This window comes from Streptomyces fumanus, from assembly GCF_014655295.1.
GTDB lineage: Bacteria > Actinomycetota > Actinomycetes > Streptomycetales > Streptomycetaceae > Streptomyces > Streptomyces fumanus.
Window position 1 is genome coordinate 466,039 of sequence record NZ_BNBI01000006.1, and the last position, 22,742, is coordinate 488,780.

Genomic DNA, 22,742 nt, shown 5'->3' on the forward strand with positions numbered 1-22,742 from the left:
CCCCTGGGACGGTAGGGAGAAGAGAGGTCTCTACGAGGGTAGAGCCTCGCCGACGCCCGTCACCGCACCTCGATGAAGCCCTCCGGGTTCCGCGCGGGCCGCGGCCGGGGCTCCTCGGCCGGGTGCCCGACCGCGACCGCCCCCATCGGGTCCCAGTCGGCGGGCAGCCCCAGCACCTCGCGGACCACGTCCCGGCAGAACATCGTCGAGGACACCCACGCCGATCCCAGCCGCTCCCCGGCCAGCGCGACGAGCAGGTTCTGCACGCCCGCCCCGGCGGCGACCACGAACATCTCCCGCTCGGCCCCGTCCCGCCGGGCGTCGCCGTACGTGTGCGAGCCGTCCATGACGAGGCAGGGCACGACCAGGTAGGGCGCGTCGCGCAGTACGTCCCCGCGCCGGACCCGCTTGGCGATCGCCTCCTCGGACCGGCCGTCCCGCCGCAGATCGGCGATCCAGGCGTCCCGCATCGCGTCCAGCAGCCGGGTCCGCACCTCGGGCGACTCCAGCAGCACGAACCGCCACGGCGTGGTGTGGTGCGGGGCCGGCGCGGTGACCGCCGCGGCCACCGCCCGGCGGACCGCGCCCGGGTCGACCGGCTCGTCCGTGAACGCCCGTACGGTACGGCGCTGGGTCACCGCCTGCCGTACCGCCTCGGAGGTGCCGAGGCGGAACATGTCGTCGCGGGCGCCGCGCACCAGGGCGCGGGCGCCCTCGGCGTCGTCCCCGGCGACCACGTGCGGCAGCCCGCGCACCACGGCGACCGGCAGCCCGGCGGCCTTGCCCTTGACCAGGTCGCCCGCGGCGGCCAGCTCGTCGGCGGTGGCGACGACGGTGGCGCTGAGTGGATTGCCGTACGCGTCCGTGCCGCCGCGCAGGTCGTCCAGGACGCGGACGCCGGCCGCACCGATCGCCACGTCGGTGAGGCCGGCCCGCCAGGGTCTGCCGGAGGTGTCGGTGACGATCACGCCGACCCGGACGCCGAGCACGTCGCGCAGCCCGTCCCGGACGGCCCGCGCGGAGGCGTCCGGGTCCTCGGGCAGGAGCAGCACCGTCCCGGCGGGCGTGTTGGAGGCGTCGACGCCGGCCGCGGCCATGACCAGGCCCTGGCGGTTCTCGACGATGCGCAGCGCGCCGCGCCGGGCGACCACCCGTACCGTCTCCGCGTCGATCGCGGCCTCCCGGTCGGCGGCCCGGACCACCCGGCCCTCGGCCTTGGACACGATCTTGGAGGTGACGAGGACCACGTCCCCGTCGGCCAGCCCCGGCTCGGCGGCGGCGATCAGCTTGGCGAGGTCGTCGCCCCGCTGCACCTCCGGCAGTCCGGGCACCGCCCAGACCCGGTAACCCTCCCCGCTCAAGCGCTCCGCACCTCCTCGGCCAGCGCCAGCGCCTCCCGGGCCATCGTCGCGGCGGCGTCGACGTCGGTCATCATCAGGGGGACGGCCTTGCACAGGATGCCGGCCGCCTTCACGCGCGTGACGGCGTCCGCGTCGACGGTGTCGACCAGCCAGCCGTCGAGCAGTCCCGAGCCGTAGTGCTCGGCGACCGCCGCGGCGGTGGACTCCACGCCGACCGCGGCGAGCACCTTGTCGGCCATCCCGCGCACCGGCGCGTCGCCGACGATGGGGGAGAGACCGACCACCGGCACCCCGGCGTCGGCGATCGCCTCGCGGATGCCGGGCACGGCGAGGATGGTGCCGACGGAGACGACCGGGTTGGACGGCGGGAAGAGGATGACGTCCGCCTCGGCGATGGCCTCCAGGACGCCGGGCGCCGGCTTGGCCTGCTCGGCGCCGACCGGCACCACCGCCTGGGCGGGCACCGAGGCGCGCAGCTTCACCCAGTACTCCTGGAAGTGGATCGCCTTGCGCTCGCCGTCGAGCTCCACGGCCACGTGCGTCTCCACGCGGTCGTCGGTCATCGGGATGAGCCGGACCCCGGGCTGCCAGCGGTCGCAGAGCGCCTCGGTCACCGCGCTCAGCGGATAACCGGCCGCGATCATCTGCGTCCGCACGATGTGCGTGGCGAAGTCCCGGTCGCCGAGCCCGAACCACTCGGGTCCGGCGCCGTACGCCGCGAGTTCCTCCTTGAGGTGGAAGGTCTCGTCGGCCCGTCCCCAGCCCTGCTCCTCGTTGATGCCGCCGCCGAGCGTGTACATCACCGTGTCGAGGTCCGGGCAGACCTTCAGCCCGAAGAGGTGGATGTCGTCCCCGGTGTTGCCGATGACCGTGATCTCCGCGTCCGGCGCGGTCCGCTTCAGACCGCGCAGGAACCGGGCACCACCGATGCCGCCTGCCAGAACCACAATGCGCATGGCCCCAGTCTTGCAGGCGGGTACGACAGCGCGTCAGCCAGTCGCCGATGCGTGAGCCGGATGTCGACGCGTCAGCCGCGTCGGCGGTTGCCGGTGCGTCAGCCGGCCGGCACGGCCGTGCACCGGGCGGCGGTGTGCATCGGCATCTCGGTGAGGCCCGGGTAGTACACGTGCAGGCTGACCGCCGGCTCCAGCGTCTCGTTGACCACCTCGTGCACATAGCCCGGGGCGAACACCCGCTGGGAACCGGGCCCCCACGCGCGCGTGCCGCGTGCCGTGCGCTCGGTGAGGGTGCCGTCCAGGACGGTCAGCACCCCGGAGGACGGGCCGTGGTCGTGGCGCCCGCTGCCCTGGCCGGGCACCCAGGACAGCAGCCACACCTCGTAGCCGGGTCCGGTGCGCAGCCTGTGGTACCAGCGCGAGACGGCGTCGTAGCGGACGAGGGGCTCCCAGTGCGGCCGGTCGGCGGCGATGGAGCGGGCCAGTCCGGCGAACTCGGCGACGGTGGCCGGGTGCTCGCGCGGTGGCTGGAGGAGGTGCGGGACTTCGAGGATGTCGCCGGCGATCTGCAGGTCGCTGTCGCTGTTCATGGGGTGCGGTGGTTCCTCGGCGGAAGAGTGCGGGAGGACGGCGGCGCCCTGGTGGGGCGGGAGGAGGAAGCTGCCGGGTCGGGTGGACCCGGGGGAGGGCCGGAGCGGGCGTGGCTCAACAGCCGGAACAGCGACAGCTACAGCGAGCGCGGGCAGCACCGTGGGACCCGGCGGTGCGGGTCGAGGTGGATGCCGAGTTCGCGAGCATGCCCACAAGGACAGCGGTTCACACCTGCACTGTCAACTCGACGCCCGAAATGTGGGACATGTTTCACCTCTTCCGGTTCTTCGCTTAGATGAAAGGTTTGCTCAGTGGGGTTCCGGGACACATGCGGCACAAGCCGGGCGCACGACCACCGTTGCGATCCCGTGATCCGAATGTGATCAGGGCCGCTTCGGCGGGCGTGCCGGAACGAGATCGAACCTCGCGGCGTCCTTTTCCGTACAGCCTCTGTGCGGTTCGTGACCCCGCGCGGGCCTCTTCGGTGTGTCAAGGTTTAGGACGATTTGAACACTTTCCGCTTGGCCTTGGTTCCGCAGAGTGAATAAGGGGCCCAATAGCAGATCTCGGCTTGACTCGCCCGGAGCAGCACACTTGTAATTTCACTCGTGTCGTTCAGCCGGGATCGGTAACGGCTACATCACGGGGACGCGAAGACAGACGAGGGGCGCACATGACCGAGACGGTGCAGCAACTGCTGGTCGACGACGCGGACGAGGAACTCGGCTGGCAGGAGCGCGCACTGTGCGCCCAGACCGACCCCGAGTCCTTCTTCCCCGAGAAGGGCGGTTCCACCCGGGAGGCCAAGAAGGTCTGCCTCGCCTGCGAGGTCCGCTCCGAGTGCCTCGAATACGCCCTCGCCAACGACGAGCGCTTCGGCATCTGGGGCGGCCTGTCCGAGCGGGAGCGCCGCCGCCTGAAGAAGGCCGCCGTCTGACGGGGCGCCGCAGCGCCCCAGGCGCCGGCCGCGTCCGCGCGTACCCGGCGGCCGCATCCGTACATCCGTACGGGCAAGGGGTCACGAAGACACGGGCAAAGGGTCATGAACGGCCCGTCGCGGGTGGGTTGTCCACAGGCGGCGGGCCGCATCTGTGCCCAGCCGATAGTGTGGTCGCTCGTCCGAGACGCCCCGCCGACCGCACCGGCACCGGCGTCCACCGCAGTCCACCGAACCGGGGCCCGTACCTCGATGTCCGTGCACAGCCACCCGGCAGCCCATCACGACAGCGCTGTCGCACCAGAGTTCCCGCGTCATGTGGTGACCGCGGTCCTCGTCTCCCACGACGGCGCCCGCTGGCTCCCCGACGCGCTCGCCGGACTCCTCGGCCAGGAACGCCCCGTGCAGTACGCCGTCGCCGCCGACACCGGCAGCGCCGACGACTCCGCCCGACTGGTCACCGAGGCCCTCGGCGACGACCGGGTGCTGCACCTCGCCCGGCGCACCGGCTTCGGCCAGGCCGTCGAGGAGGCCGCCCGCACCGCGCCCGTCCTCACCCCCGACGACCTGCCGTACCTGAAGCGGCCCAGCGGCTGGGACCCCGTCACGCGCACCTGGCGCGACGACGCCTACGACCTGCCCGACCTGCCGCACGGCGAACCCGTGCACTGGCTGTGGCTGCTGCACGACGACTGCGCCCCCGAGCCCGACGCCCTCGCCCAGTTGCTGCGGGTCGTCGACACCGAGTACGGACTCGGCCGCGAGGACGTCGCCGTCGTCGGCCCCAAGCTCCGCGGCTGGTACGACCGCCGGCAACTGCTGGAGGTCGGCGTCTCCATCGCCCACTCCGGCCGCCGCTGGACCGGCCTGGACCGCCGCGAGCAGGACCAGGGCCAGCACGACCACGTCCGCTCCGTACTGGCGGTCTCCACCGCCGGCATGCTGGTCCGCCGCGACGTCTTCGAGCGGCTCGGCGGCTTCGACCGCCGCCTGCCCCTGATGCGCGACGACATCGACCTGTGCTGGCGCGCCCACGCGGCCGGCCACCGCGTCCTGGTCGCCCCCGAGGCCGTCGTCCGGCACGCCGAGGCCGCCTCGCGCGAGCGCCGCACCGTCGACTGCGCCGGCCGCACCACCGCCTCCCCGCACCGCGTCGACAAGGCCGGCGCCGTGCACACCCTGCTCGTCAACACCCGCACCGCCGCGCTGCCCTGGGTGCTGTTCCGCATCCTGCTCGGCACCGTGCTGCGCACCTTCGCCTACCTCGTCGGCAAGGTCCCCGGACAGGCCCTCGACGAGATCCGCGGCCTGCTCGGCGTGGTGCTGCGCCCCGAGAAGATCCTCGCCGGACGGCGCGTCAGAGGCCGTCCCCAGATCGACAAGGCCGAACTGCGCGCCCTGTTCCCGCCGCCCGGCGCCACCCTGCGCGCCACCGTCGAGCAGGCCGCGGGCAGCCTGCTGGGCGGCTCCGACGCGGAGACGGCCGCGGGCGCCGGCCGGCACGGCGGCGCCGTAGAGTCCGGCCCCGGCGGCGACGACGCCGAGTTCCTGGAGGTCGAGCAGTTCGCCCGCCTCAAGCGCGTCGCCCGCAAGCCCGGCCCGGTGCTCTTCCTGGTGCTGCTGCTCGTCTCGCTGACCGCCTGCCGCGCCCTGTTCGGCGGCGGCGTCCTGTCCGGCGGCGCGCTGCTGCCCGCCCCGGACGGCGCCGGCGCGCTGTGGTCGCGGTACACGGACGCCTGGCACACGGTCGGCGCCGGCGGCACCGGCTCCGCCCCGCCCTACCTGGCGATCGTCGCCGTGCTCGCCTCGGTGCTGCTCGGCTCGGCCGGCCTCGCCGTCACCGTCCTGCTGGTCGGCTCCGTACCGCTGGCCGGCCTCACCGCGTACTTCGCCTCCCGGCCGCTGGTCCCGTCCCGGCTGCTGCGCGCCTGGGCGGCCGTCGCCTACGCCTTCCTGCCCGCCGTGACCGGCGCCCTGGCCGGCGGCCGGATCGGCACCGCCGTCCTCGCCGTCCTGCTGCCGCTGCTCGCCCGCGCGGGCGCCGCCGCGGCCGGCCTGACCCAGCCGTCCGGCGCCCGCGGCAGTTGGCGGGCCACCTGGGCGTACGCCCTGCTGCTGACCGTCGCCACCGCCTTCACGCCGGTGGTCTGGCCGCTCGCGCTGCTCCTCGGCCTCGGCGTGCTGGCCCTGCGGCGCCGCGACCTCGCCGCCTACGGCCCGCGTTTCCTGGCCCAGCTCGGCACCCCGATGCTGCTGCTCGCCCCCTGGTCGCTGACGCTCCTGCCGTCCGGCTTCTTCCAGGAGGCCGGCCTGGAGTACGGCGCCTCCGCCGCCTCCGCCCTCGATCTGCTCGGCATCAGCCCCGGCGGCCCCGGCGCGGCCGGCGGCCTGCTGCTCATCGGCCTCGTCCTGGCCGCGCTCGCCGCCCTGCTGCGCTCCGAGCGTCAGTTGGGAATCCGGACGGCCTGGACGGTCGCCCTGCTGGGCCTCGTCCTCGCCGTGCTCTCCAACGGCTCCGCCTGGGCCGGCCCCGCCACCCTCGTCTACGGCATCGCCCTGCTGGCCGCCGCCGCGCTCGGCGCCGACGGGGCACGCGCGCGCGTGGCCGAGCAGAGCTTCGGCTGGCGCCAGCCGGTCGCCGCGCTGATCGCCCTCGCCGCCGCCGTCGGGCCGCTGGTGGCCGCCGTGAGCTGGATGATCGGCGGCGCCGACGGCCCGCTGGAGCGGCGCGCGTCCGTGCAGGTGCCCGCGTTCGTCGCCGAGGAGAGCGGCGGCCGCGACCAGGCCCGCACCCTCGTCCTCGACTCCGACTCCGCCGCCCACGTCCGCTACCTGCTGGTCCGCGGCTCCGGCGTCCGGCTCGGCGACGCGGAGGCGGCCGCCGCCGACGGTGTGAACACCAGGCTGGAGAAGGTCGTCGCCAACCTCGTCGCCGGGTCCGGCGCCGACCAGGCCGACCAGCTCGGCGGCTTCGCCGTGCGCTACGTCCTGGTGCACCCGGGCGCCCCCCGGGAGATCACCCGGGTCCTGGACGCCACCCCCGGCCTGAGCCGGCTCAGCCAGCAGGACGGCAGCGGCCTGTGGCGCGTCGACCGGGAGGTCGCCCGCGCGAGCATTGTCGCCGGGCCGGGCGAGCCCCAGCCGGTCGCCGCCGGACCCGTCGAGATCCACACCACCGTCCCGGCCGGCCGCGACGGCCGGGTGCTGCGCCTCGCCGACACCGCCGACCCGGGCTGGACCGCCACCCTGGACGGCAAGCCGCTCACCCGCACCACGGTCGACGGCTGGGCCCAGGGCTTCGAACTGCCCGCCGCCGGCGGACGGCTCGACGTCACCTACGACGAGCCGTTCACCCACACCGCCTGGCTGTGGGCCCAGGGCCTGCTCGCCGTCGTCCTCGTCGTCCTCGCCCTGCCCGGCCGCCGCCGCGACGTCGACGACGACCTCCCCGAGGAGCCCGCCGCCCCGGCCGAACCCGCCGCCGGCGAGGGCCGCCGGGCCCGCCGCCTGCGCGCCCAGGCCGAGGCCGAGGCCGAAACCCCCGAACCCGGCGCGGAGTTCCCGCCCGCGCCGCCCGAGGAGACGCCGGTCGTCCTCCCGCGCCAGCAGTCCTACGACGACTGGGCACCGGCGGCGCACCGCCCGGACGGTTACGACCCCTACGGCGACCCGCAGCAGCAGTACGCGCCGACCGGCGGCCCCGGCCCGCAGGCGTACCCGGACGACCCGTACCAGGGCGGCCAGTACGACCCGTACGCCTACGACCCCCAGGGCCAGACCGGTACCCAGGCGTACGACCAGGGCTACGGCCAGGCGTACGGGAACGGCTACGACCAGGCGTACGGCCAGGGGACCTACGAGGGCGCCTACGGCACCCCGTACGACCCGGACCACCCCCACGGCACCGGCAGTGAGCGTCCCGACGGGAGCCAGCAGTGAACCGCACCACCCTGTCCCTCTTCGCCGGCGTGGCCGCGCTCGCCGCCGTCACCGGGTTCGCGGTGGTGTCCTCCCCGGACGCCACCGGCGCCGGCGCCGCCCGCAGCGCCGCCGAGCTGCCCGTGGAGCGCACCAGCCTGCTCTGCCCGGCGCCGAGCACCTCCGACCTCGCCGAGACCGCGTACACCTCGTTCACGCCCGTCACCAAGGGCGCCGGGAGCGGCGGGACGGCGGGGCTCGTCCCGGCCGGGCCGGCCGCCGAGAAGGACGGCGAGCCCGTACTGAAGCCCGCGGCGCCCGGCACGCCCGCCACCGGGGACAGCTCCGGCGGGGACACGCCCGCGCTGGTCGGCACGGCGGAGGGCGGGGCCGCGCCGGGCTGGACCGTGCAGGAGACCACCGAGGTCGCCGCCGGCGCCGGGCGCGGGCTGCTGGGCGTCGCCTGCACGGCGCCCGACACGGAGTTCTGGTTCCCGGGCGCCAGCACGGCCGCCGGCCGCACCGACTACGTGCACCTGACCAACCCCGACGACTCCGCCGCCGTGGTCGACGTCGAGCTGTACGGCAAGGACGGCGCCCTGAAGTCGACGGCCGGGGAGGGCGTCACCGTCAAGCCGCACACCAGCGAGGCGCTCCTGCTGTCCACCCTCGGCGACACCGAGGAGGACGACCTCACCGTCCACGTCACCGTGCGCAGCGGCCGGGTCGGCGCCGCCGTCCAGGCCCTGGACGACAAGGCCGGCGGCGACTGGCTGGCCGCCTCCGCCGACCCGGCGGGCAGCCTGGTGCTGCCGGGCATCCCCGAGGACGCCCTGGCCGTACGCCTGGTGCTGTTCACGCCCGGTGACACGGACGCCGACCTGAAGGTGCGGCTCGCCTCGCCGTCCGGGGCGATCACCCCCGCCGGGCACGAGACGGTGCACGTGAAGGCGGGCATGACCACGGCCGTCGACCTCGCCGACGTCACCCGGGGCGACGCCGGTTCGCTGCTGCTGACCCCGACCGGCCGGTCCGTGCCGGTGGTGGCGGCGCTCCGCGTGGTGCGCGGCAAGGACACCGACCAGGAGACGGCGTTCATCCCGGCCACCGCCCCGGTCGGCACCCGCGCGACGGCGGCCGGCAACCGGACCGCCAAGGACACCACCCTCTCCCTGGCCGCCCCCCGGGGCGCCGCCCGGGTGAAGGTCACGGCGTCGGCGGGCAGCGAGGGCGGTACGGCGGTCACGAAGACGTACACCCTCAAGGCGGGCACCACCCAGGCCGTCGAGGCCCCCGTCCCCGCCGGACTGAAGGGCCTGTACGCCCTGACGGTCGAGCCGGTCTCCGGCGGCCCGGTCTACGCCGCCCGGACGCTGCGGGCGGCCAAGGACGGCGTCCCGGCGTTCACCGTGCAGACCCTCCCCGACGACCGGGGCACGGTGGCGGTACCGGAGGCGGAGGAGGACCTGTCGGTCGTCCAGGAGTGAGCTGCGGGTCAGTCCTTGCCGCAGCGAGAGGTGAGGGGCCGGTCGAGTGCTCGCCGCAGCGAGGAGTGAGCGGCCGGTTCAGTCCCCGCCGTTCCGAGGAGTGAGGCGCCGGTCAGTCCTCGCCGTACCGGGGGTCGACGGTCTCCGGTGTCAGCCCCAGCAGGTCCGCGACCTGCTCGACCACGACCTCGTGCACCAGGGCGGCCCGCTCGTCGCGCCCCTTGGTGCGGATCTCGACCGGCCGCCGGTACACCACCACGCGCGCGCGGCGGCCGTCCCGCGAGGGCACCGTGCCGCCGAGCGGGACCGGCTCGTCGCTCCAGGGATCGCCGGCACCGTCCAGGCGCGGCACCTCCAGGACGAGGAAATCGATGTCGGCGAGCTGCGGCCACCGCCGCTCCAGTTGCTCCACGGAGTCCTGCACCAGGTCGGCGAAGACCTCGGCACGGCTGGCGGCGAGCGGTACCTGCGGGGGTGCGATCGGGCCGCGCATGCCCCGGCCGTGGCGGTCACGGCGGCGGGGGCCGGGGGCGGCGGCACGGGGCGTCACAGGCTTGTCCATCACTGGTGAAGGGTAGTCCCCGCCGGGTCCGCGCGCCGGGCTCCGCCGCACAGAACGGGTGACGCGGCGGCACACCCGTCCGGGTGTCGGAGGATGACCATTCCAGCCAAGGTTGGGCTCGATTCCGTATCTCTCCCGGACCGCCGGTCTCCAGGCAAATGGCGGGGTTTGTGCCGGATCATGACCGCTTCCCGGGTCGCGCGGCACCCCGGGAGACGGTGTCCGCGCAGGTCAGCGGGGTGTGCCAGGAGGGGGTTGTGGGGTGTTTCACACCACGACACGGTGGAGTGACCTGGGGGAGAGTCGTCGCGGCCCGCTCAAGAGTGCGGTACCGTCCAACGTCGTGAGCCCTGTACGTCGCTGTTCGCGCACCGCTTGCGGCCGTCCCGCCGTAGCGACGCTGACGTACGTCTACGCCGACTCGACCGCGGTCCTCGGCCCGCTCGCCACCTACGCCGAACCCCACTGCTACGACCTGTGCGCCGAGCACTCCGAGCGCCTCACCGCCCCGCGCGGCTGGGAGGTCGTCCGGCTCCTGGACGGTTCCGCCCCGGCCCGCCCCAGCGGCGACGACCTGGAAGCGCTGGCCAACGCGGTGCGCGAGGCGGCCCGGCCCCAGGAGCGTGCCGCCGAGGCCGGCGGCGGGGCCCGGTCGGCCGACCCGATGGAGGTCGCGCGCCGCGGCCACCTGCGGGTCCTGCGGTCGCCCGACAACTGACCTCCCCCGCGCGGGGGTTCGCGGTGCGTGCCCGCCGGCTGCACACCTGTTGACGCGCGCTTGTCGCGGACACGACCATTCCGTCCCAGGTGCGGCGAGACATCGCTTTCGCATGGCGGAATCGGGGAGGCGTCCGTGTACGTCCAGGAACTGCGACCCGTCGCCGGCTCCCTGGGCCTGTCCGCCCTCGTGGCCGCCCTGCCCCTGGTGCTCGTCCTCGTGCTGCTCGGCGGCGTGCGGATGAAGGCCCATCTGGCGGGCCTGACCGGCCTCCTGGCCGCCGTTCTCGTCGCCCGGCTCGCCTACGGCATGCCCCTGGGCCAGGCGGCCTCCAGTGCCGCCCAGGGCGCCGCCTTCGGCCTCTTCCCCATCCTGTGGATCGTCGTCAACGCCCTGTGGGTGTACCGGATGACCGTCCGCACCCGGCACTTCGACGTCCTGCGGCGCTCCTTCGGCCGGCTCTCCGACGACCCCCGCGTCCAGGCGCTCGTCATCGCCTTCTGCTTCGGCGCCCTCCTGGAGGCCCTCGCCGGGTTCGGCGCGCCCGTCGCCATCTGCTCGGTGATGCTCGTGGCGCTCGGCTTCGACCCCGTCCGCGCGGCGGTCGTCTCCCTGGTCGCCAACACCGCGCCGGTCGCCTTCGGCGCGATGGGCACCCCCGTGGTCACCCTCGCCCAGGTGACCGGAGTGCCCCTGGACGACGTCGCCGCCGTGGTGGGCCGGCAGACCCCGCTGCTGGCCCTCGTCGTCCCCCTGGTGCTGGTCGGGCTGGTGGACGGGCGGCGCGGGCTCCGCGAGACCTGGGTGCCCGCCCTGGTGTGCGGAACCGCCTTCGCCGCCGCCCAGTTCGCCGCCTCCAACTACGTCTCCGCCCAACTCGCCGACATCGGCGCCGCGCTGGCCGGGGCGGGCGCCCTGGTCGCCGTACCGCGCACCCGCGCACCCGCCGCCGAGCCGGTGCGCGCCGCCGTCCTGACCGGCGTACGCACCGGGGAACCCGGCGAACGCGACCCCGCGCGGGAGGTCGTCCGCGCCTACGCGCCCTACGCGCTGATCGTCGCCGTCTTCTCCGCCGCCCAGATCCCCGCCGTCAAGGACCGGCTGGCCAGGGCGACACAGACGTACGACTGGCCCTTCCTCGACGTGGCCGGACCGGACGGCGAGCCGGTCGGCGGCAACGTGTTCACCTGGCCGGTCCTCTCCACCGGCGGCACCCTCGTCCTGCTCGCGGGGCTCACCACGGCCGCCGTCCTCGGCGTGCACGCGCGCGTGGCGGTCGCCGAGTGGCTCGCCACCGTCCGCGAACTGCGCTCCGCTCTCCTCACCGTCACCTCCGTGCTGGCCCTCGCCTACGTCATGAACCTCTCCGGACAGGCCGCCACCATCGGCCACTTCGTCGCGGCGGCCGGCGCCGGACTCGCCTTCCTCTCCCCGGTCCTCGGCTGGTTCGGCGTCGCCGTCACCGGCTCCGACACCTCCGCCAACGCGCTGTTCGGCGCCCTCCAGGTCACCGCCGCGCGGGAGTCGGGCCTGCCGCCCGGACTCCTCGCCGCCGCCAACAGCTCCGGCGGCGTCCTCGGCAAGATGATCTCCCCGCAGAACCTCACCATCGCCTGCGCGGCCGTCGGCCTGGCCGGCCGCGAGGGCGACCTGCTGCGCAAGGTGCTGCCCTGGAGCGCCGGTCTGCTGCTGGTGATGTGCCTCGTCGTGGCCGGCCAGTCCGCGGCCGTCCTCGGCTGGATGCTGCCGTGACCACCGGGTTGTCAGCGGGGCCGGGTAGTTTGTGGGCACCGACAGGACTTTCCAGGAAGGCTGGCCCGTGACTGCTGATCTGTCGCAGATCGTCAAGGCGTACGACGTACGCGGAGTGGTCCCGGACCAGTGGGACGAGCCGCTCGCCGAGCTGTTCGGCGCGGCCTTCGTCCGCATGACCGGCGCGAGCGCCATCGTGACCGGGCACGACATGCGCCCCTCGTCCCCCGGGCTGTCCGGCGCCTTCGCGCGCGGGGCGGCGGCCCTGGGCGCCGACGTCACCGAGATCGGCCTGTGCTCCACCGACCAGCTCTACTACGCCTCCGGCGCGCTGGACCTGCCGGGCGCCATGTTCACCGCCTCCCACAACCCCGCCCGGTACAACGGCATCAAGCTGTGCCGCGCGGGCGCCGCCCCGGTCGGCCAGGACACCGGCCTCGCCGAGATCCGCGAGCTGGTCGAGGGCTGGAGCCGCACCGGCGCCCCCGCACCGGCCGCGCGCAAGGGCACCGTCACCCCCCGCGACACCCTCGCCGACTACGCGGCCCACCTGCGCGGCCTGGTCGACCTCACGGCGATCCGCCCGCTCCGGGTCGTCGTCGACGCGGGCAACGGCATGGGCGGCCACACCGTCCCCTCCGTCCTCGCGGACCTCCCCGTGGACCTGGTGCCGATGTACTTCGAACTGGACGGCACCTTCCCGAACCACGAGGCCAACCCCCTGGACCCGGCCAACCTCGTCGACCTGCAGAAGCGCGTCCGCGAGGAGGGCGCCGACCTCGGCCTCGCCTTCGACGGCGACGCCGACCGCTGCTTCGTCGTCGACGAGAACGGCGACCCGGTACCCCCGTCGGCGATCACCGCCCTGGTCGCCGCCCGCGAACTGGCCCGGCACGGCGGCCACGGCACCGTCATCCACAACCTGATCACCTCCTGGTCCGTCCCCGAGGTCGTCCGCGAGCACGGCGGCACCCCGGTCCGCACCCGCGTGGGCCACTCCTTCATCAAGGCCGAGATGGCCCGCACCGGCGCGATCTTCGGCGGCGAGCACTCCGCCCACTACTACTTCCGCGACTTCTGGAACGCCGACACGGGCATGCTCGCCGCCCTGCACGTCCTCGCCGCCCTCGGCGGCCAGGAGCGGCCCCTGTCCGCGCTGGTCGCCGAGTACGACCGGTACGCCGGCTCCGGCGAGATCAACTCCACGGTCGACGACCAGACCGCCCGCCTCGCCGCGATCAGAGCCGCCTACCAGGACCGCGCCGGCATCACCCTCGACGACCTCGACGGCCTCACCGTCACCGCCGCCGACTGGTGGTTCAACGTCCGCCCGTCCAACACCGAACCCCTGCTCCGCCTGAACGCGGAGGCCCGCGACGAGGCGACGATGGTGCGGGTACGGGACGAGGCGCTGGCGATCATCCGGGGGTGACGGGGCGTCGCGGTTCCGGGCGAACGCCCGGACGGTTCGGGGGCGAGCACCCTTACGGCCCGTCCGGCTTGGTGGTGGGCTCGTCCGGCTTGGCGGTGGGCCCGTCCGGCTCGGCGGTGGGCCCGTCCGGCTCGGCGGTGGGCTCGCCCAGCCCGGTGGTTGTCCCGCCCGGCCCGCCGGTCGGCCGGCATGGGCCGGGGACCCCGGGGCAGCCCCGGCTCCCGGGCGGCCCCCGCTGGCCTCCGGGGCGGTGCCTCCGTTCCTCGGGCGACCGCCCCGGCACAGGAAGCACAAACGGCACCCGGCCACCCGCCCCCTCACCGGCGGTACCCTGACCAGCACATCCGCACAAGCCCCAGCACCCCGAAGGGACCCGCCATGCCGCTCGAAGCCGGCCTCCTGGAGATCCTCGCCTGCCCCGCCTGCCACTCCCCCCTCGAAGAGCGGGACGCCGAGCTGATCTGCACCGGCCAGGACTGCGGCCTCGCCTACCCGGTCCGCGACGGCATCCCCGTCCTCCTCGTGGACGAGGCCCGCCGCCCGGAGTGACCACCCCGGGCCCCCGCACCTGACGCCCCGGCGATCGATCGGAGACTGCCGCCATGCTCGACGAATCGCTGCTCGACAGCCCGGAGAGGCTGGCCGGCGCCGACCGCCGCGGTCTGCTCCGCGGCGCCGCGGAAGCCGGCGCCCGCGTCCGCACCGCCGCCCGGCAGGCCGCCGAGGCGGGCGTCGCCGCCCTGAAGCCGGACGGCCGCCCCCGCGCCGTCCTGATCGCCGGCCCGGGCGCCGCCGCCACCCACGCCGCCGACCTCCTCGGCACCCTCGCCGGCGCCGGCAGCCCCGTCACCCGCCTCGCCCCCAGCGGCGTCGCCCCCGCCTCCGGCGCCCTGCGCTGGGAGCTGCCCGGCTGGACCGGCTCCGTCGACCTGCTGCTCATCGCCACCCCCGACGGCACCGAACCCGGCCTCGCCCTGCTCGCCGAGACCGCCTACCGGCGCGGCTGCGCGGTCGTCGCCGTCGCCCCCGCCCGCTCCCCGCTCAGCGAGACGGTGAACGGCTCCGTCGGCCTGTTCCTCCCCATGGCGACCGCCCCGTACGACCACCAGGAGCCCCTCGCCGGCGCGGCACCCGGCGTCCTGTGGGCCCTGCTCACCCCGCTGCTCGCCCTGCTGGACCGCACCGGCCTGCTCGCCGCCCCGCCGGACGCCCTGGAGAGGGTCGCCGACCGCCTCGACCAGGTCGCCGAGCGCTGCGGCCCCGCTATCGCGACGTACGGCAACCCGGCCAAGACCCTCGCGGCCGAACTGGCCGACGCCCTCCCCGTCGTCTGGACCGAGGGCACCTCCGCCGGCCCCGCCGGCCGCCGCTTCGCCGCCGCCCTCGCCGAACTCTCCGGCATCCCCGCGGTCGTCGCCGAACTGCCCGAGGCGCTCGCCGCGCACAGCGCCCTGCTGGCCGGCCCGCTGGCCGCCGGCGCCGACCCCGACGACTTCTTCCGCGACCGCGTCGAGGAACCGCCCGCCCTGCACGCGCGCGTGGTGCTGCTGCGCGACCGTCCGATCGGCGGCGTCACCGCCGCCCCCGCCGCCCGCGACCTGGCCCTCAGCCACGACACGCCGATCAGCGAACTGGAACCCGAGCCCGGCGGCGAGCTGGAGACCCTCGCCGAACTGATCGCCATCACGGATTTCGCCGCCGTTTACCTGACGCTCGCTTCCGGCGCCTGATCTCGTACCCACGCGGGCCGCAGCCGCGTACCGCACCGCAGAACCGGCAGAGAGAGCCCACCAGAAGCAATGGACCGCCTCGACAACACCGTCCGCCCCTACGCCTGGGGTTCCACCACCGCGATCCCCGAGCTGCTCGGCACCGAACCGACCGGCCGGCCGCAGGCGGAGATGTGGATGGGCGCCCACCCCGGCGCCCCCTCCCGCACCGGCCGGGGCGCCCTCACCGAGATCATCGACGCCGACCCCGAACGCGAACTCGGCGCCGCCTCGGTCGCCAGGTTCGGCCCCCGGCTGCCCTTCCTCCTCAAGCTGCTCGCCGCCGGCGCCCCGCTCTCCCTCCAGGTCCACCCCGACCTGGACCAGGCCCGCCGGGGATACGAGGACGAGGAACGCCGCGGCATCCCCGTCGACGCCCCGCACCGCAACTACAAGGACGCCAACCACAAGCCCGAACTGATCTGCGCCCTCACCGAGTTCGACGGCCTGTGCGGCTTCCGCGCCCCCGCCGAGGCCGCCGGCCTGCTCGACGCCCTCGGCGTGCCCTCCGTCAAGCCGTACGCCGATCTGCTGCGCGCCCGACCCGAGGGCGCCGCCCTGCGCGAGGTGCTCACCGCGGTCCTCACCGCCGACCCCGAGGAGATGTCCCGCACGGTCACCGAGGCCGCGGCCGCCTGCGAGCGCCTCGGCGGCGCACACGCCCCGTACGCCGCCATCGCCCGGCACTACCCGGGCGACCCCGGCGTCCTCGCCGCGATGCTCCTCAACCACGTCCGGCTCCAGCCCGGCGAGGCCCTCTACCTCGGCGCCGGCATCCCGCACGCCTACCTCGGCGGCCTCGGCGTCGAGATCATGGCCAACTCCGACAACGTCCTGCGCTGCGGCCTGACCCCCAAGCACGTCGACGTCCCCGAACTCCTGCGCATCGTCCGCTTCGAGGCCGCCGGCCCCGGCGTGCTGCGCCCGGAGGCGTCCCCCGACGGCGAGGAGGTCTACGACACCCCCACCGACGAGTTCCGCCTCTCCCGGTACGTCCTCCCCGCCGGCACCGCCCCCCGCGACCTCACCCTGCCCACCCCGCAGATCCTCCTGTGCACCGCGGGCACCGTCCGCGTGGGCACGGAGGAACTCACCCCGGGCACCTCCGTCTTCGTACCGGCCGGTGAGAAAGCCGAAACAGCGGGAACCGGTACGGTCTTCCGGGCCACCGTCCGCGTCTGACGCGGACACGGCAGCCCGGCCCGCACACGTCCGCGGGCCGGGCTGCAACAATGGCCCACCGCAAAGGACGGGCAAAGCCGGCCCCGGCCGGCCTCCGTCCCCGGGTACGCAGGCAGACGTAGGCGAAGGGACCACGCGACACATGAGCGCCTCAGGCGGTACCAAGGCGATCGTGGCGGCACTGGCCGCCAACCTGGCGATCGCGGCATCGAAATTCGTGGCGTTCCTCTTCAGCGGCTCGTCCTCGATGCTCGCCGAATCCGTCCACTCGCTCGCCGACTCCGGCAACCAGGGCCTGCTGCTCCTCGGCGGCAAGCGCGCCCAGCGCGCCGCCACCCCCCAGCACCCCTTCGGCTACGGCCGCGAGCGCTACATCTACGCCTTCCTCGTCTCCATCGTGCTCTTCTCCGTCGGCGGCATGTTCGCCCTCTACGAGGGCTACGAGAAGATCAAGCACCCGCACGAGCTGGAGCACTGGTACTGGCCGGTGGGCGTCCTCGTCTTCGCGATCATCGCCGAGGGCTTCTCCTTCCGGACCGCCATCAAGGAGTCCAACGCCTCGCGCGGCAGCAAGTCCTGGACCCAGTTCATCCGCCACGCCAAGGCGCCCGAGCTGCCCGTCGTCCTCCTGGAGGACTTCGGCGCCCTGATCGGTCTGATCCTCGCCCTCGGCGGCGTCGGCCTCGCCCTGCTCACCGGCAACGGCGTCTGGGACGGCATCGGCACCCTCTGCATCGGCGTCCTGCTCATCCTGATCGCCCTGGTCCTGGCCGCCGAGACCAAGTCCCTGCTGCTCGGCGAGTCCGCCGGCACCGAGGCCGTCGAGAAGATCGAGGCGGCGCTCGTCGCCGGCGACACCGTCACCGGCGTCATCCACATGCGCACCCTCCACCTCGGCCCCGAGGAACTCCTCGTCGCCGCGAAGATCGCCGTACGGCACGACGGCACGGCCACCGAGATCGCCGCCGCCATCGACGCCGCCGAGGCCCGCATCCGCGACGCCGTCCCGATCGCCCGCGTCATCTACCTGGAGCCCGACATCTACAGCGAGGCCGAGGCCGCCAAGGGCCCCGACCGCGAGGCCACCCCCGGCGGCCCCGCCGTCCACTGACCCCGGCACCCCTCCTCCCTCACCCTTCGTGATCGGCCGGAAGTCTTCGGGAACCGACTGGGGTAGGCGGCGCCCACCGGTGTAGCTTGGGACGGAGCCAGACGTCGCTGCTGATGGCGGTCGGGCGGCCCGGACACGGGCCGGCCGAGGGAGAGAGGGCCTCCGACGGACTGCGCTGCGCGTACGCGGGCATGCCTGTGTCCTCCTTGGGCACCCCGGTGTCCGCCGCCGCGCAGGTCAGCCGTACCCACCCTCGACCCAACCCGAGGAGCAGCTCGTAATGACGACTGTCGACAACCGGCAGGACTTCAAGGTCGCCGACCTCTCCCTGGCCGAGTTCGGCCGCAAGGAGATCACCCTCGCCGAGCACGAGATGCCCGGCCTCATGGCGATCCGCAAGGAGTACGCCGAGGCCCAGCCCCTCGCCGGCGCCCGCGTCACCGGCTCCCTGCACATGACCGTGCAGACCGCCGTCCTCATCGAGACCCTGGTCGCCCTCGGCGCCCGGGTCCGCTGGGCCTCCTGCAACATCTTCTCCACCCAGGACCACGCCGCGGCCGCCATCGCCGTCGGCCCCGACGGCACCCCGGACAACCCCCAGGGCGTGCCGGTCTTCGCCTGGAAGGGCGAGACCCTGGAGGAGTACTGGTGGTGCACCGAGCAGGCCCTGACCTGGCCGGACAGCCCCACCGGCGGCCCGAACATGATCCTCGACGACGGCGGTGACGCCACCCTCCTGGTCCACAAGGGCGTCGAGTACGAGAAGGACGGCAAGGTCCCCTCGCCCGACACCGCCGAGTCCGACGAGCACCGCGTCATCCTCGAACTCCTCAACCGCACCATCACCGAGGGCTCGCAGAAGTGGACGCGGCTCGCGTCCGAGATCCGCGGCGTCACCGAGGAGACCACGACCGGCGTCCACCGCCTGTACGAGATGCAGCGCGACGGCACCCTCCTGTTCCCGGCGATCAACGTCAACGACGCCGTCACCAAGTCGAAGTTCGACAACAAGTACGGTTGCCGCCACTCCCTGATCGACGGCATCAACCGCGCCACCGACGTCCTCATCGGCGGCAAGACCGCGGTCGTCTGCGGCTACGGCGACGTGGGCAAGGGCTGCGCGGAGTCCCTGCGCGGACAGGGCGCCCGCGTCATCGTCACCGAGATCGACCCGATCTGCGCCCTGCAGGCGGCGATGGACGGTTACCAGGTCACCACCCTCGACGAGGTCGTCGAGACGGCCGACATCTTCATCACCACGACCGGCAACAAGGACATCATCATGGCCTCGGACATGGCCAAGATGAAGCACCAGGCCATCGTGGGGAACATCGGCCACTTCGACAACGAGATCGACATGGCCGGCCTGGCGAAGATCCCCGGCATCGTCAAGGACGAGGTCAAGCCCCAGGTCCACACCTGGACCTTCCCCGACGGCAAGAAGATCATCGTGCTGTCCGAGGGCCGCCTGCTGAACCTGGGCAACGCCACCGGTCACCCGTCGTTCGTGATGTCCAACTCCTTCGCGGACCAGACCCTGGCCCAGATTGAGCTGTTCACCAAGCCCGACGAGTACCCCACCGGCGTCTACGTGCTGCCCAAGCACCTCGACGAGAAGGTCGCCCGTCTCCACCTCGACGCCCTCGGCGTCAAGCTGACGACGCTGCGCCCGGAGCAGGCCGAGTACATCGGCGTGCAGGTCGAGGGCCCGTACAAGCCGGACCACTACCGCTACTGAGTCCGACCCGCGGCTCGCCGGGACCGTGTCCATGCACGGACACGGTCCACGGCAGCAGATCCTCCGTGGCAGGCCCCCGCACCCCCGTGCCGGGGGCCTGCCCCGTCGGCGGACCGGCAGCGCCGGACCAGCTCGTCACGACCCAGGACCCCCATGCCCCGCGGCCGTTATTCGCTCCACGATCCGCACGATCACACCCCCCTCGCCGAAGAACACTTCCAGTGCGCCCCCGGCCCTTCCGGCTGGCGCTACGTCTCCCGACGGGTCACGCCCGCCGGGGACCAGAGCGGCTCCGTCGACCTCGCCCTCGACGGACTCGGCCGCCCCATCCGCCTCGAACTCCACGCCGGCGACTGGCAGGTACGCGGCGCCGCCCTCGACGGCGTCACCTGGGTCCGTACCGACCCCACCGGGGCCCACGCCACCGAAGGCAATGTGCGCGCCCACGCCTTCACCGGCACCTCCCCGGCCTTCCTCGTCGCCACTGCCCGTCTCCTGCGCCTCACCCCCTCCGGATCAGCGACCCGCGTACGCCTCGTCGCCCTCACGGACCCGGTCCTCGCCCCCCGCACCGTGGACCAGTCCTGGGCCTTGCTGAAAAGAGAAGCACACCCCACTGACAACGGCCCCCTGACCGTGGAGGAGTACCAGGTCACAGCCCTGGACACGGGCGAACAGCACGCCGTGCACATCACCGGCGACGTGGTCCTCGCGGCCCCCGGCGTCGAGCTGGAGGACCTGGACTCGCCCCCCTCCGCGTTCCCCTGACCACCCGCCTCCGGCGCCGCCGCCCCGCCGCGTCAGGCCGGCGGCACGAACCCGGTAGCCGGCGGGCGCTGGGCCGAGGCGTCCTGCGGCACCGAGGGCGGCGGCGGGGCCATCGGCGGCGCTCCCCGCCCCGTACCCGCGAGACCGGGTGGCGGCACCGCCGGCGACCACGTCGCGGGCGCCGCGTACCCGCCGGTGGCCACCGCTCCGCCGGCCGCGGCCGGCCCGCCGCCCGGTAGCTGGGCCAGCGGCGGTTCACCGCTCGCGAACGCGCGCCGGGCCTCCCGTGCCTGCCGCTCCTGCACCACCGCCGCCAGATACATCGCCGGCGGCACACCCGGCGGCACCGGCGCCCCCGTACGGGCCGCCAGATCACCCGCGAGCCGCTCCGCCATGCCCCAGCCGACCTGCGGATCCAACTGCCCCATCCGCGTCAGGTACTGCCGCACGGCAAGCCACAGGGCATCCGGAACGGCCGACAGGTCCAGCCCCGCGAACCGCCCCGCCAGCCACGGCGGAGGCGGCGGCACGTAACCCACGGGCGCCACAGGCACCCGCTCCCGCACCACCAGCGTCCCCGCGAACACATCGCCGATCCGCCGCCCCCGCGCCGACACCAGCGACGCGATACAGCCGACCACGCCGAACGTCAGCAGAATCTCGATCACCCCGATGAGACCCCGCACCAGCGCGTGCCGGAAGCGGATCGGCCCGCCGTCGTCCCGGACCACCCGCAGCCCGCACGCCATCTTGCCCAGCGACCGCCCGTGGCTGAGCGTCTCCACCGCTATCGGCCCGCCCACCAGCAACAGGACGAAGGCCGCGATGGACAGCGCCGTCTGCGCCGCCTCGTCCAGGGACGCGGTGGCGGCCACCACCGCGATGGTCACCGCCACATAGACGGCGAAGGCCACCGCCAAGTCCAGCAACACGGCCAGCGCCCTGCTGGGCAGTTTCGCGGGGCGCAGCTCCAACGCCACCGCCTCGCCCGTCACCAGCTCACTCACGCCTGCCGTCCCTTCCCCTGACCTGCCCCCGACACCGCCAGTCTGCCAAGCTGAGGACGCGTCGCGCCGCAGTGCGACAAGCTGATCCGCGACGAGCCACCGTCGACAGTTGAGGAGCAGGCACACCGATGGACCTCGACGTCTTCGTCTCCGCCCACCGCGCGGAATGGGACCGCCTCGACGCCCTGCTCCGGCGCCAGCGCCACCTCACCGGCGCCGAGACCGACGAACTCGTCACCCTCTACCAGCGCGCGGCCACCCACCTGTCCCTGATCCAGTCCAGCGCCCCCGACCCCCAGTTGACCGGCCGGCTCAGCCGGCTCGTGGCACGCGCGCGTGGCGCGGTGACCGGCACCCGGCGTGCCACCTGGCGCGACGTGACCCGCTTCCTCGCCCACGGCTTCCCGGCCGCCGTCTACAAGGCACGCCACTGGTGGGTCCCCACCGCCCTGCTGTCCACGGCGATCGCCGCCCTCCTGGGCTGGTGGATCGGCACCCACCCGGAGGTGCAGTCCACCATCGCGGCGCCCGCCGAACTCCGCGAACTGACCCGCCCCGGCGGCCAGTACGAGTCCTACTACTCCACCCACCCCGCGGCCTCCTTCGCCGCCCAGGTCTGGACGAACAACGCCTGGGCCGCCGCCCTCTGCCTGATCCTCGGCGTCTTCCTGGGCCTGCCGGTCATCTGGATCCTCTTCCAGAACATGCTCAACCTGGGCGTCGGCTTCGGCCTGATGTCCTCCGCCGGCCGCCTGGACACCTTTCTCGGCCTCGTCCTCCCGCACGGCCTGCTCGAACTGACCGCGGTCTTCGTCGCCGCCGGCACGGGCCTCCGCCTCGGCTGGACCCTCGTCGACCCGGGCCCGCGCACCCGCCGTACGGCACTGGCCGAGGAGGGCCGCGCGGCCATCGGCATGGCCATCGGCCTCGCCCTGGTCCTCTTCGTCTCCGGCGCCATCGAAGGCTTCGTCACCCCCTCCGGCCTGCCCACCTGGGCCCGCATCACCATCGGAGTCCTCGCCGAGCTGGCCTTCCTCGGCTACGTCTGGGTCCTGGGCGGACGCGCCGTCCGCGCGGGAGAGACCGGCGACGTCGAGGCCGCCGAGCGCAGCGCCAGGGTGCCGACCGCCGCCTGATGTGCATCCGCACCCGGTGAGCTGCTAATCTCCTCTTCGCCCCGCAAGAGCCGTTGACACGGATGGCGCGGGGAGGTAGATTCGAACAGTTGCCTGGAGCTGGGCTCGGCCCCGCAGGTACAGTGAGTGTCTAGCTGCTTCTCGATTCCTGAGAATTCGAAGAAGCCCCCGATGAATCGGAAACATGACGCCGGTCAGACCGGCCGAAAACTTCTGATAAAGTCGGAACCGCCGGAAAGGGAAACGCGGAAGCGGGAACCTGGAAAGCACCGAGGAAATCGGATCGGAAAAGGATCTGATAGAGTCGGAAACGCAAG

18 protein-coding genes are annotated in these 22,742 nt (G+C 74.1%); 13 read left to right on the forward strand and 5 right to left on the reverse strand.

The genetic code is table 11. The features are described 5' to 3' along the window. Positions 1-59 precede the first annotated feature (59 nt). The 3 genes from IE316_RS16350 to IE316_RS16360 all read right to left on the reverse strand — a co-directional run bounded on the left by IE316_RS16350 (position 60) and on the right by IE316_RS16360 (position 2,907). On the reverse strand, positions 60-1,361 hold the full coding sequence (locus tag IE316_RS16350) for a coenzyme F420-0:L-glutamate ligase (RefSeq protein ID WP_190205051.1): 1,302 nt from the start codon (positions 1,359-1,361) through the stop codon (positions 60-62). Next, positions 1,358-2,317, reverse strand: a complete 960-nt coding sequence (cofD, locus tag IE316_RS16355) for a 2-phospho-L-lactate transferase (RefSeq protein WP_190205052.1) — start codon at positions 2,315-2,317, stop codon at positions 1,358-1,360. Before cofD ends, IE316_RS16350 begins: the two co-directional genes overlap by 4 nt. A 98-nt stretch (positions 2,318-2,415) precedes the next feature. Beyond that, positions 2,416-2,907, reverse strand: coding sequence for a cysteine dioxygenase (locus tag IE316_RS16360; RefSeq protein ID WP_190205053.1), 492 nt, complete (start codon positions 2,905-2,907; stop codon positions 2,416-2,418). A gap of 674 nt (positions 2,908-3,581) precedes the next feature. Between IE316_RS16360 and IE316_RS16365 the strand changes: the two genes are divergently transcribed. From IE316_RS16365 to IE316_RS16375, 3 genes are all read left to right on the forward strand, one after another. Then, positions 3,582-3,845: a WhiB family transcriptional regulator gene (locus IE316_RS16365; RefSeq protein ID WP_010034659.1), complete on the forward strand. Its 264-nt coding sequence runs from the start codon at positions 3,582-3,584 to the stop codon at positions 3,843-3,845. A 252-nt stretch (positions 3,846-4,097) separates the two neighbouring features. Next, positions 4,098-7,784, forward strand: a complete 3,687-nt coding sequence (locus IE316_RS16370; protein WP_190205054.1) for a glycosyltransferase family 2 protein — start codon at positions 4,098-4,100, stop codon at positions 7,782-7,784. Continuing rightward, entirely contained in the window at positions 7,781-9,250 is a 1,470-nt protein-coding gene (locus tag IE316_RS16375; protein WP_190205055.1) for a DUF5719 family protein, read from the forward strand. Before IE316_RS16370 ends, IE316_RS16375 begins: the two co-directional genes overlap by 4 nt. Before the next feature lie 112 nt (positions 9,251-9,362). Here the strand turns inward: IE316_RS16375 and IE316_RS16380 are convergent, their stop codons facing one another. After that, a complete protein-coding gene (locus IE316_RS16380) occupies positions 9,363-9,812 on the reverse strand; it encodes a metallopeptidase family protein (RefSeq protein ID WP_190205056.1) in 450 nt (149 codons plus the stop codon). Positions 9,813-10,155: 343 nt separating this feature from the next. On the opposite strand from IE316_RS16380, the gene IE316_RS16385 reads away from it, so the two are divergent. The 9 genes from IE316_RS16385 to IE316_RS16425 all read left to right on the forward strand — a co-directional run bounded on the left by IE316_RS16385 (position 10,156) and on the right by IE316_RS16425 (position 20,282). After that, positions 10,156-10,530, forward strand: coding sequence for a DUF3499 domain-containing protein (locus tag IE316_RS16385; RefSeq protein ID WP_030979046.1), 375 nt, complete (start codon positions 10,156-10,158; stop codon positions 10,528-10,530). 135 nt (positions 10,531-10,665) lie between these two features. Next, complete coding sequence (locus IE316_RS16390; protein ID WP_190205057.1) at positions 10,666-12,282, forward strand: L-lactate permease; 1,617 nt, start codon at positions 10,666-10,668, stop codon at positions 12,280-12,282. 67 nt (positions 12,283-12,349) lie between these two features. Then, entirely contained in the window at positions 12,350-13,714 is a 1,365-nt protein-coding gene (locus IE316_RS16395; RefSeq protein ID WP_190205058.1) for a phosphomannomutase/phosphoglucomutase, read from the forward strand. 378 nt (positions 13,715-14,092) lie between these two features. Then, positions 14,093-14,263 (forward strand): Trm112 family protein, encoded by a 171-nt coding sequence (locus IE316_RS16400; protein ID WP_190205059.1) that lies wholly within the window; start codon positions 14,093-14,095, stop codon positions 14,261-14,263. A gap of 53 nt (positions 14,264-14,316) precedes the next feature. Continuing rightward, positions 14,317-15,444, forward strand: a complete 1,128-nt coding sequence (locus tag IE316_RS16405; RefSeq protein WP_190205060.1) for an SIS domain-containing protein — start codon at positions 14,317-14,319, stop codon at positions 15,442-15,444. Between the two features lie 69 nt (positions 15,445-15,513). Further along, positions 15,514-16,665, forward strand: coding sequence for a mannose-6-phosphate isomerase, class I (gene manA / locus IE316_RS16410; protein ID WP_190205061.1), 1,152 nt, complete (start codon positions 15,514-15,516; stop codon positions 16,663-16,665). 142 nt (positions 16,666-16,807) lie between these two features. Next, a complete protein-coding gene (locus IE316_RS16415) occupies positions 16,808-17,776 on the forward strand; it encodes a cation diffusion facilitator family transporter (protein ID WP_190205062.1) in 969 nt (322 codons plus the stop codon). 280 nt (positions 17,777-18,056) lie between these two features. Then, complete coding sequence (gene ahcY, locus IE316_RS16420) at positions 18,057-19,514, forward strand: adenosylhomocysteinase (RefSeq protein ID WP_190205063.1); 1,458 nt, start codon at positions 18,057-18,059, stop codon at positions 19,512-19,514. Between the two features lie 153 nt (positions 19,515-19,667). Further along, positions 19,668-20,282 (forward strand): hypothetical protein, encoded by a 615-nt coding sequence (locus tag IE316_RS16425; protein ID WP_190205064.1) that lies wholly within the window; start codon positions 19,668-19,670, stop codon positions 20,280-20,282. Positions 20,283-20,314: 32 nt separating this feature from the next. On the opposite strand, the gene IE316_RS16430 is transcribed toward IE316_RS16425, so the two are convergent. Then, positions 20,315-21,289: an RDD family protein gene (locus IE316_RS16430; protein ID WP_190205065.1), complete on the reverse strand. Its 975-nt coding sequence runs from the start codon at positions 21,287-21,289 to the stop codon at positions 20,315-20,317. 128 nt (positions 21,290-21,417) lie between these two features. On the opposite strand from IE316_RS16430, the gene IE316_RS16435 reads away from it, so the two are divergent. Next, complete coding sequence (locus IE316_RS16435) at positions 21,418-22,425, forward strand: stage II sporulation protein M (protein WP_190205066.1); 1,008 nt, start codon at positions 21,418-21,420, stop codon at positions 22,423-22,425. Positions 22,426-22,742 lie beyond the last annotated feature (317 nt).

Bases quoted from the DNA above. Each gene is read 5' to 3' on its own strand.
- cofD (WP_190205052.1), bottom strand. From the start codon at position 2,317: ATGCGCATTGTGGTTCTGGCAGGCGGCATCGGTGGTGCCCGGTTCCTG.
- IE316_RS16360 (WP_190205053.1), bottom strand. From the start codon at position 2,907: ATGAACAGCGACAGCGACCTGCAGATCGCCGGCGACATCCTCGAAGTC.
- IE316_RS16365 (WP_010034659.1), top strand. From the start codon at position 3,582: ATGACCGAGACGGTGCAGCAACTGCTGGTCGACGACGCGGACGAGGAA.
- IE316_RS16370 (WP_190205054.1), top strand. From the start codon at position 4,098: ATGTCCGTGCACAGCCACCCGGCAGCCCATCACGACAGCGCTGTCGCA.
- IE316_RS16380 (WP_190205056.1), bottom strand. From the start codon at position 9,812: ATGGACAAGCCTGTGACGCCCCGTGCCGCCGCCCCCGGCCCCCGCCGC.
- IE316_RS16400 (WP_190205059.1), top strand. From the start codon at position 14,093: ATGCCGCTCGAAGCCGGCCTCCTGGAGATCCTCGCCTGCCCCGCCTGC.
- IE316_RS16405 (WP_190205060.1), top strand. From the start codon at position 14,317: ATGCTCGACGAATCGCTGCTCGACAGCCCGGAGAGGCTGGCCGGCGCC.
- manA (WP_190205061.1), top strand. From the start codon at position 15,514: ATGGACCGCCTCGACAACACCGTCCGCCCCTACGCCTGGGGTTCCACC.
- IE316_RS16415 (WP_190205062.1), top strand. From the start codon at position 16,808: ATGAGCGCCTCAGGCGGTACCAAGGCGATCGTGGCGGCACTGGCCGCC.
- ahcY (WP_190205063.1), top strand. From the start codon at position 18,057: ATGACGACTGTCGACAACCGGCAGGACTTCAAGGTCGCCGACCTCTCC.
- IE316_RS16425 (WP_190205064.1), top strand. From the start codon at position 19,668: ATGCCCCGCGGCCGTTATTCGCTCCACGATCCGCACGATCACACCCCC.
- IE316_RS16435 (WP_190205066.1), top strand. From the start codon at position 21,418: ATGGACCTCGACGTCTTCGTCTCCGCCCACCGCGCGGAATGGGACCGC.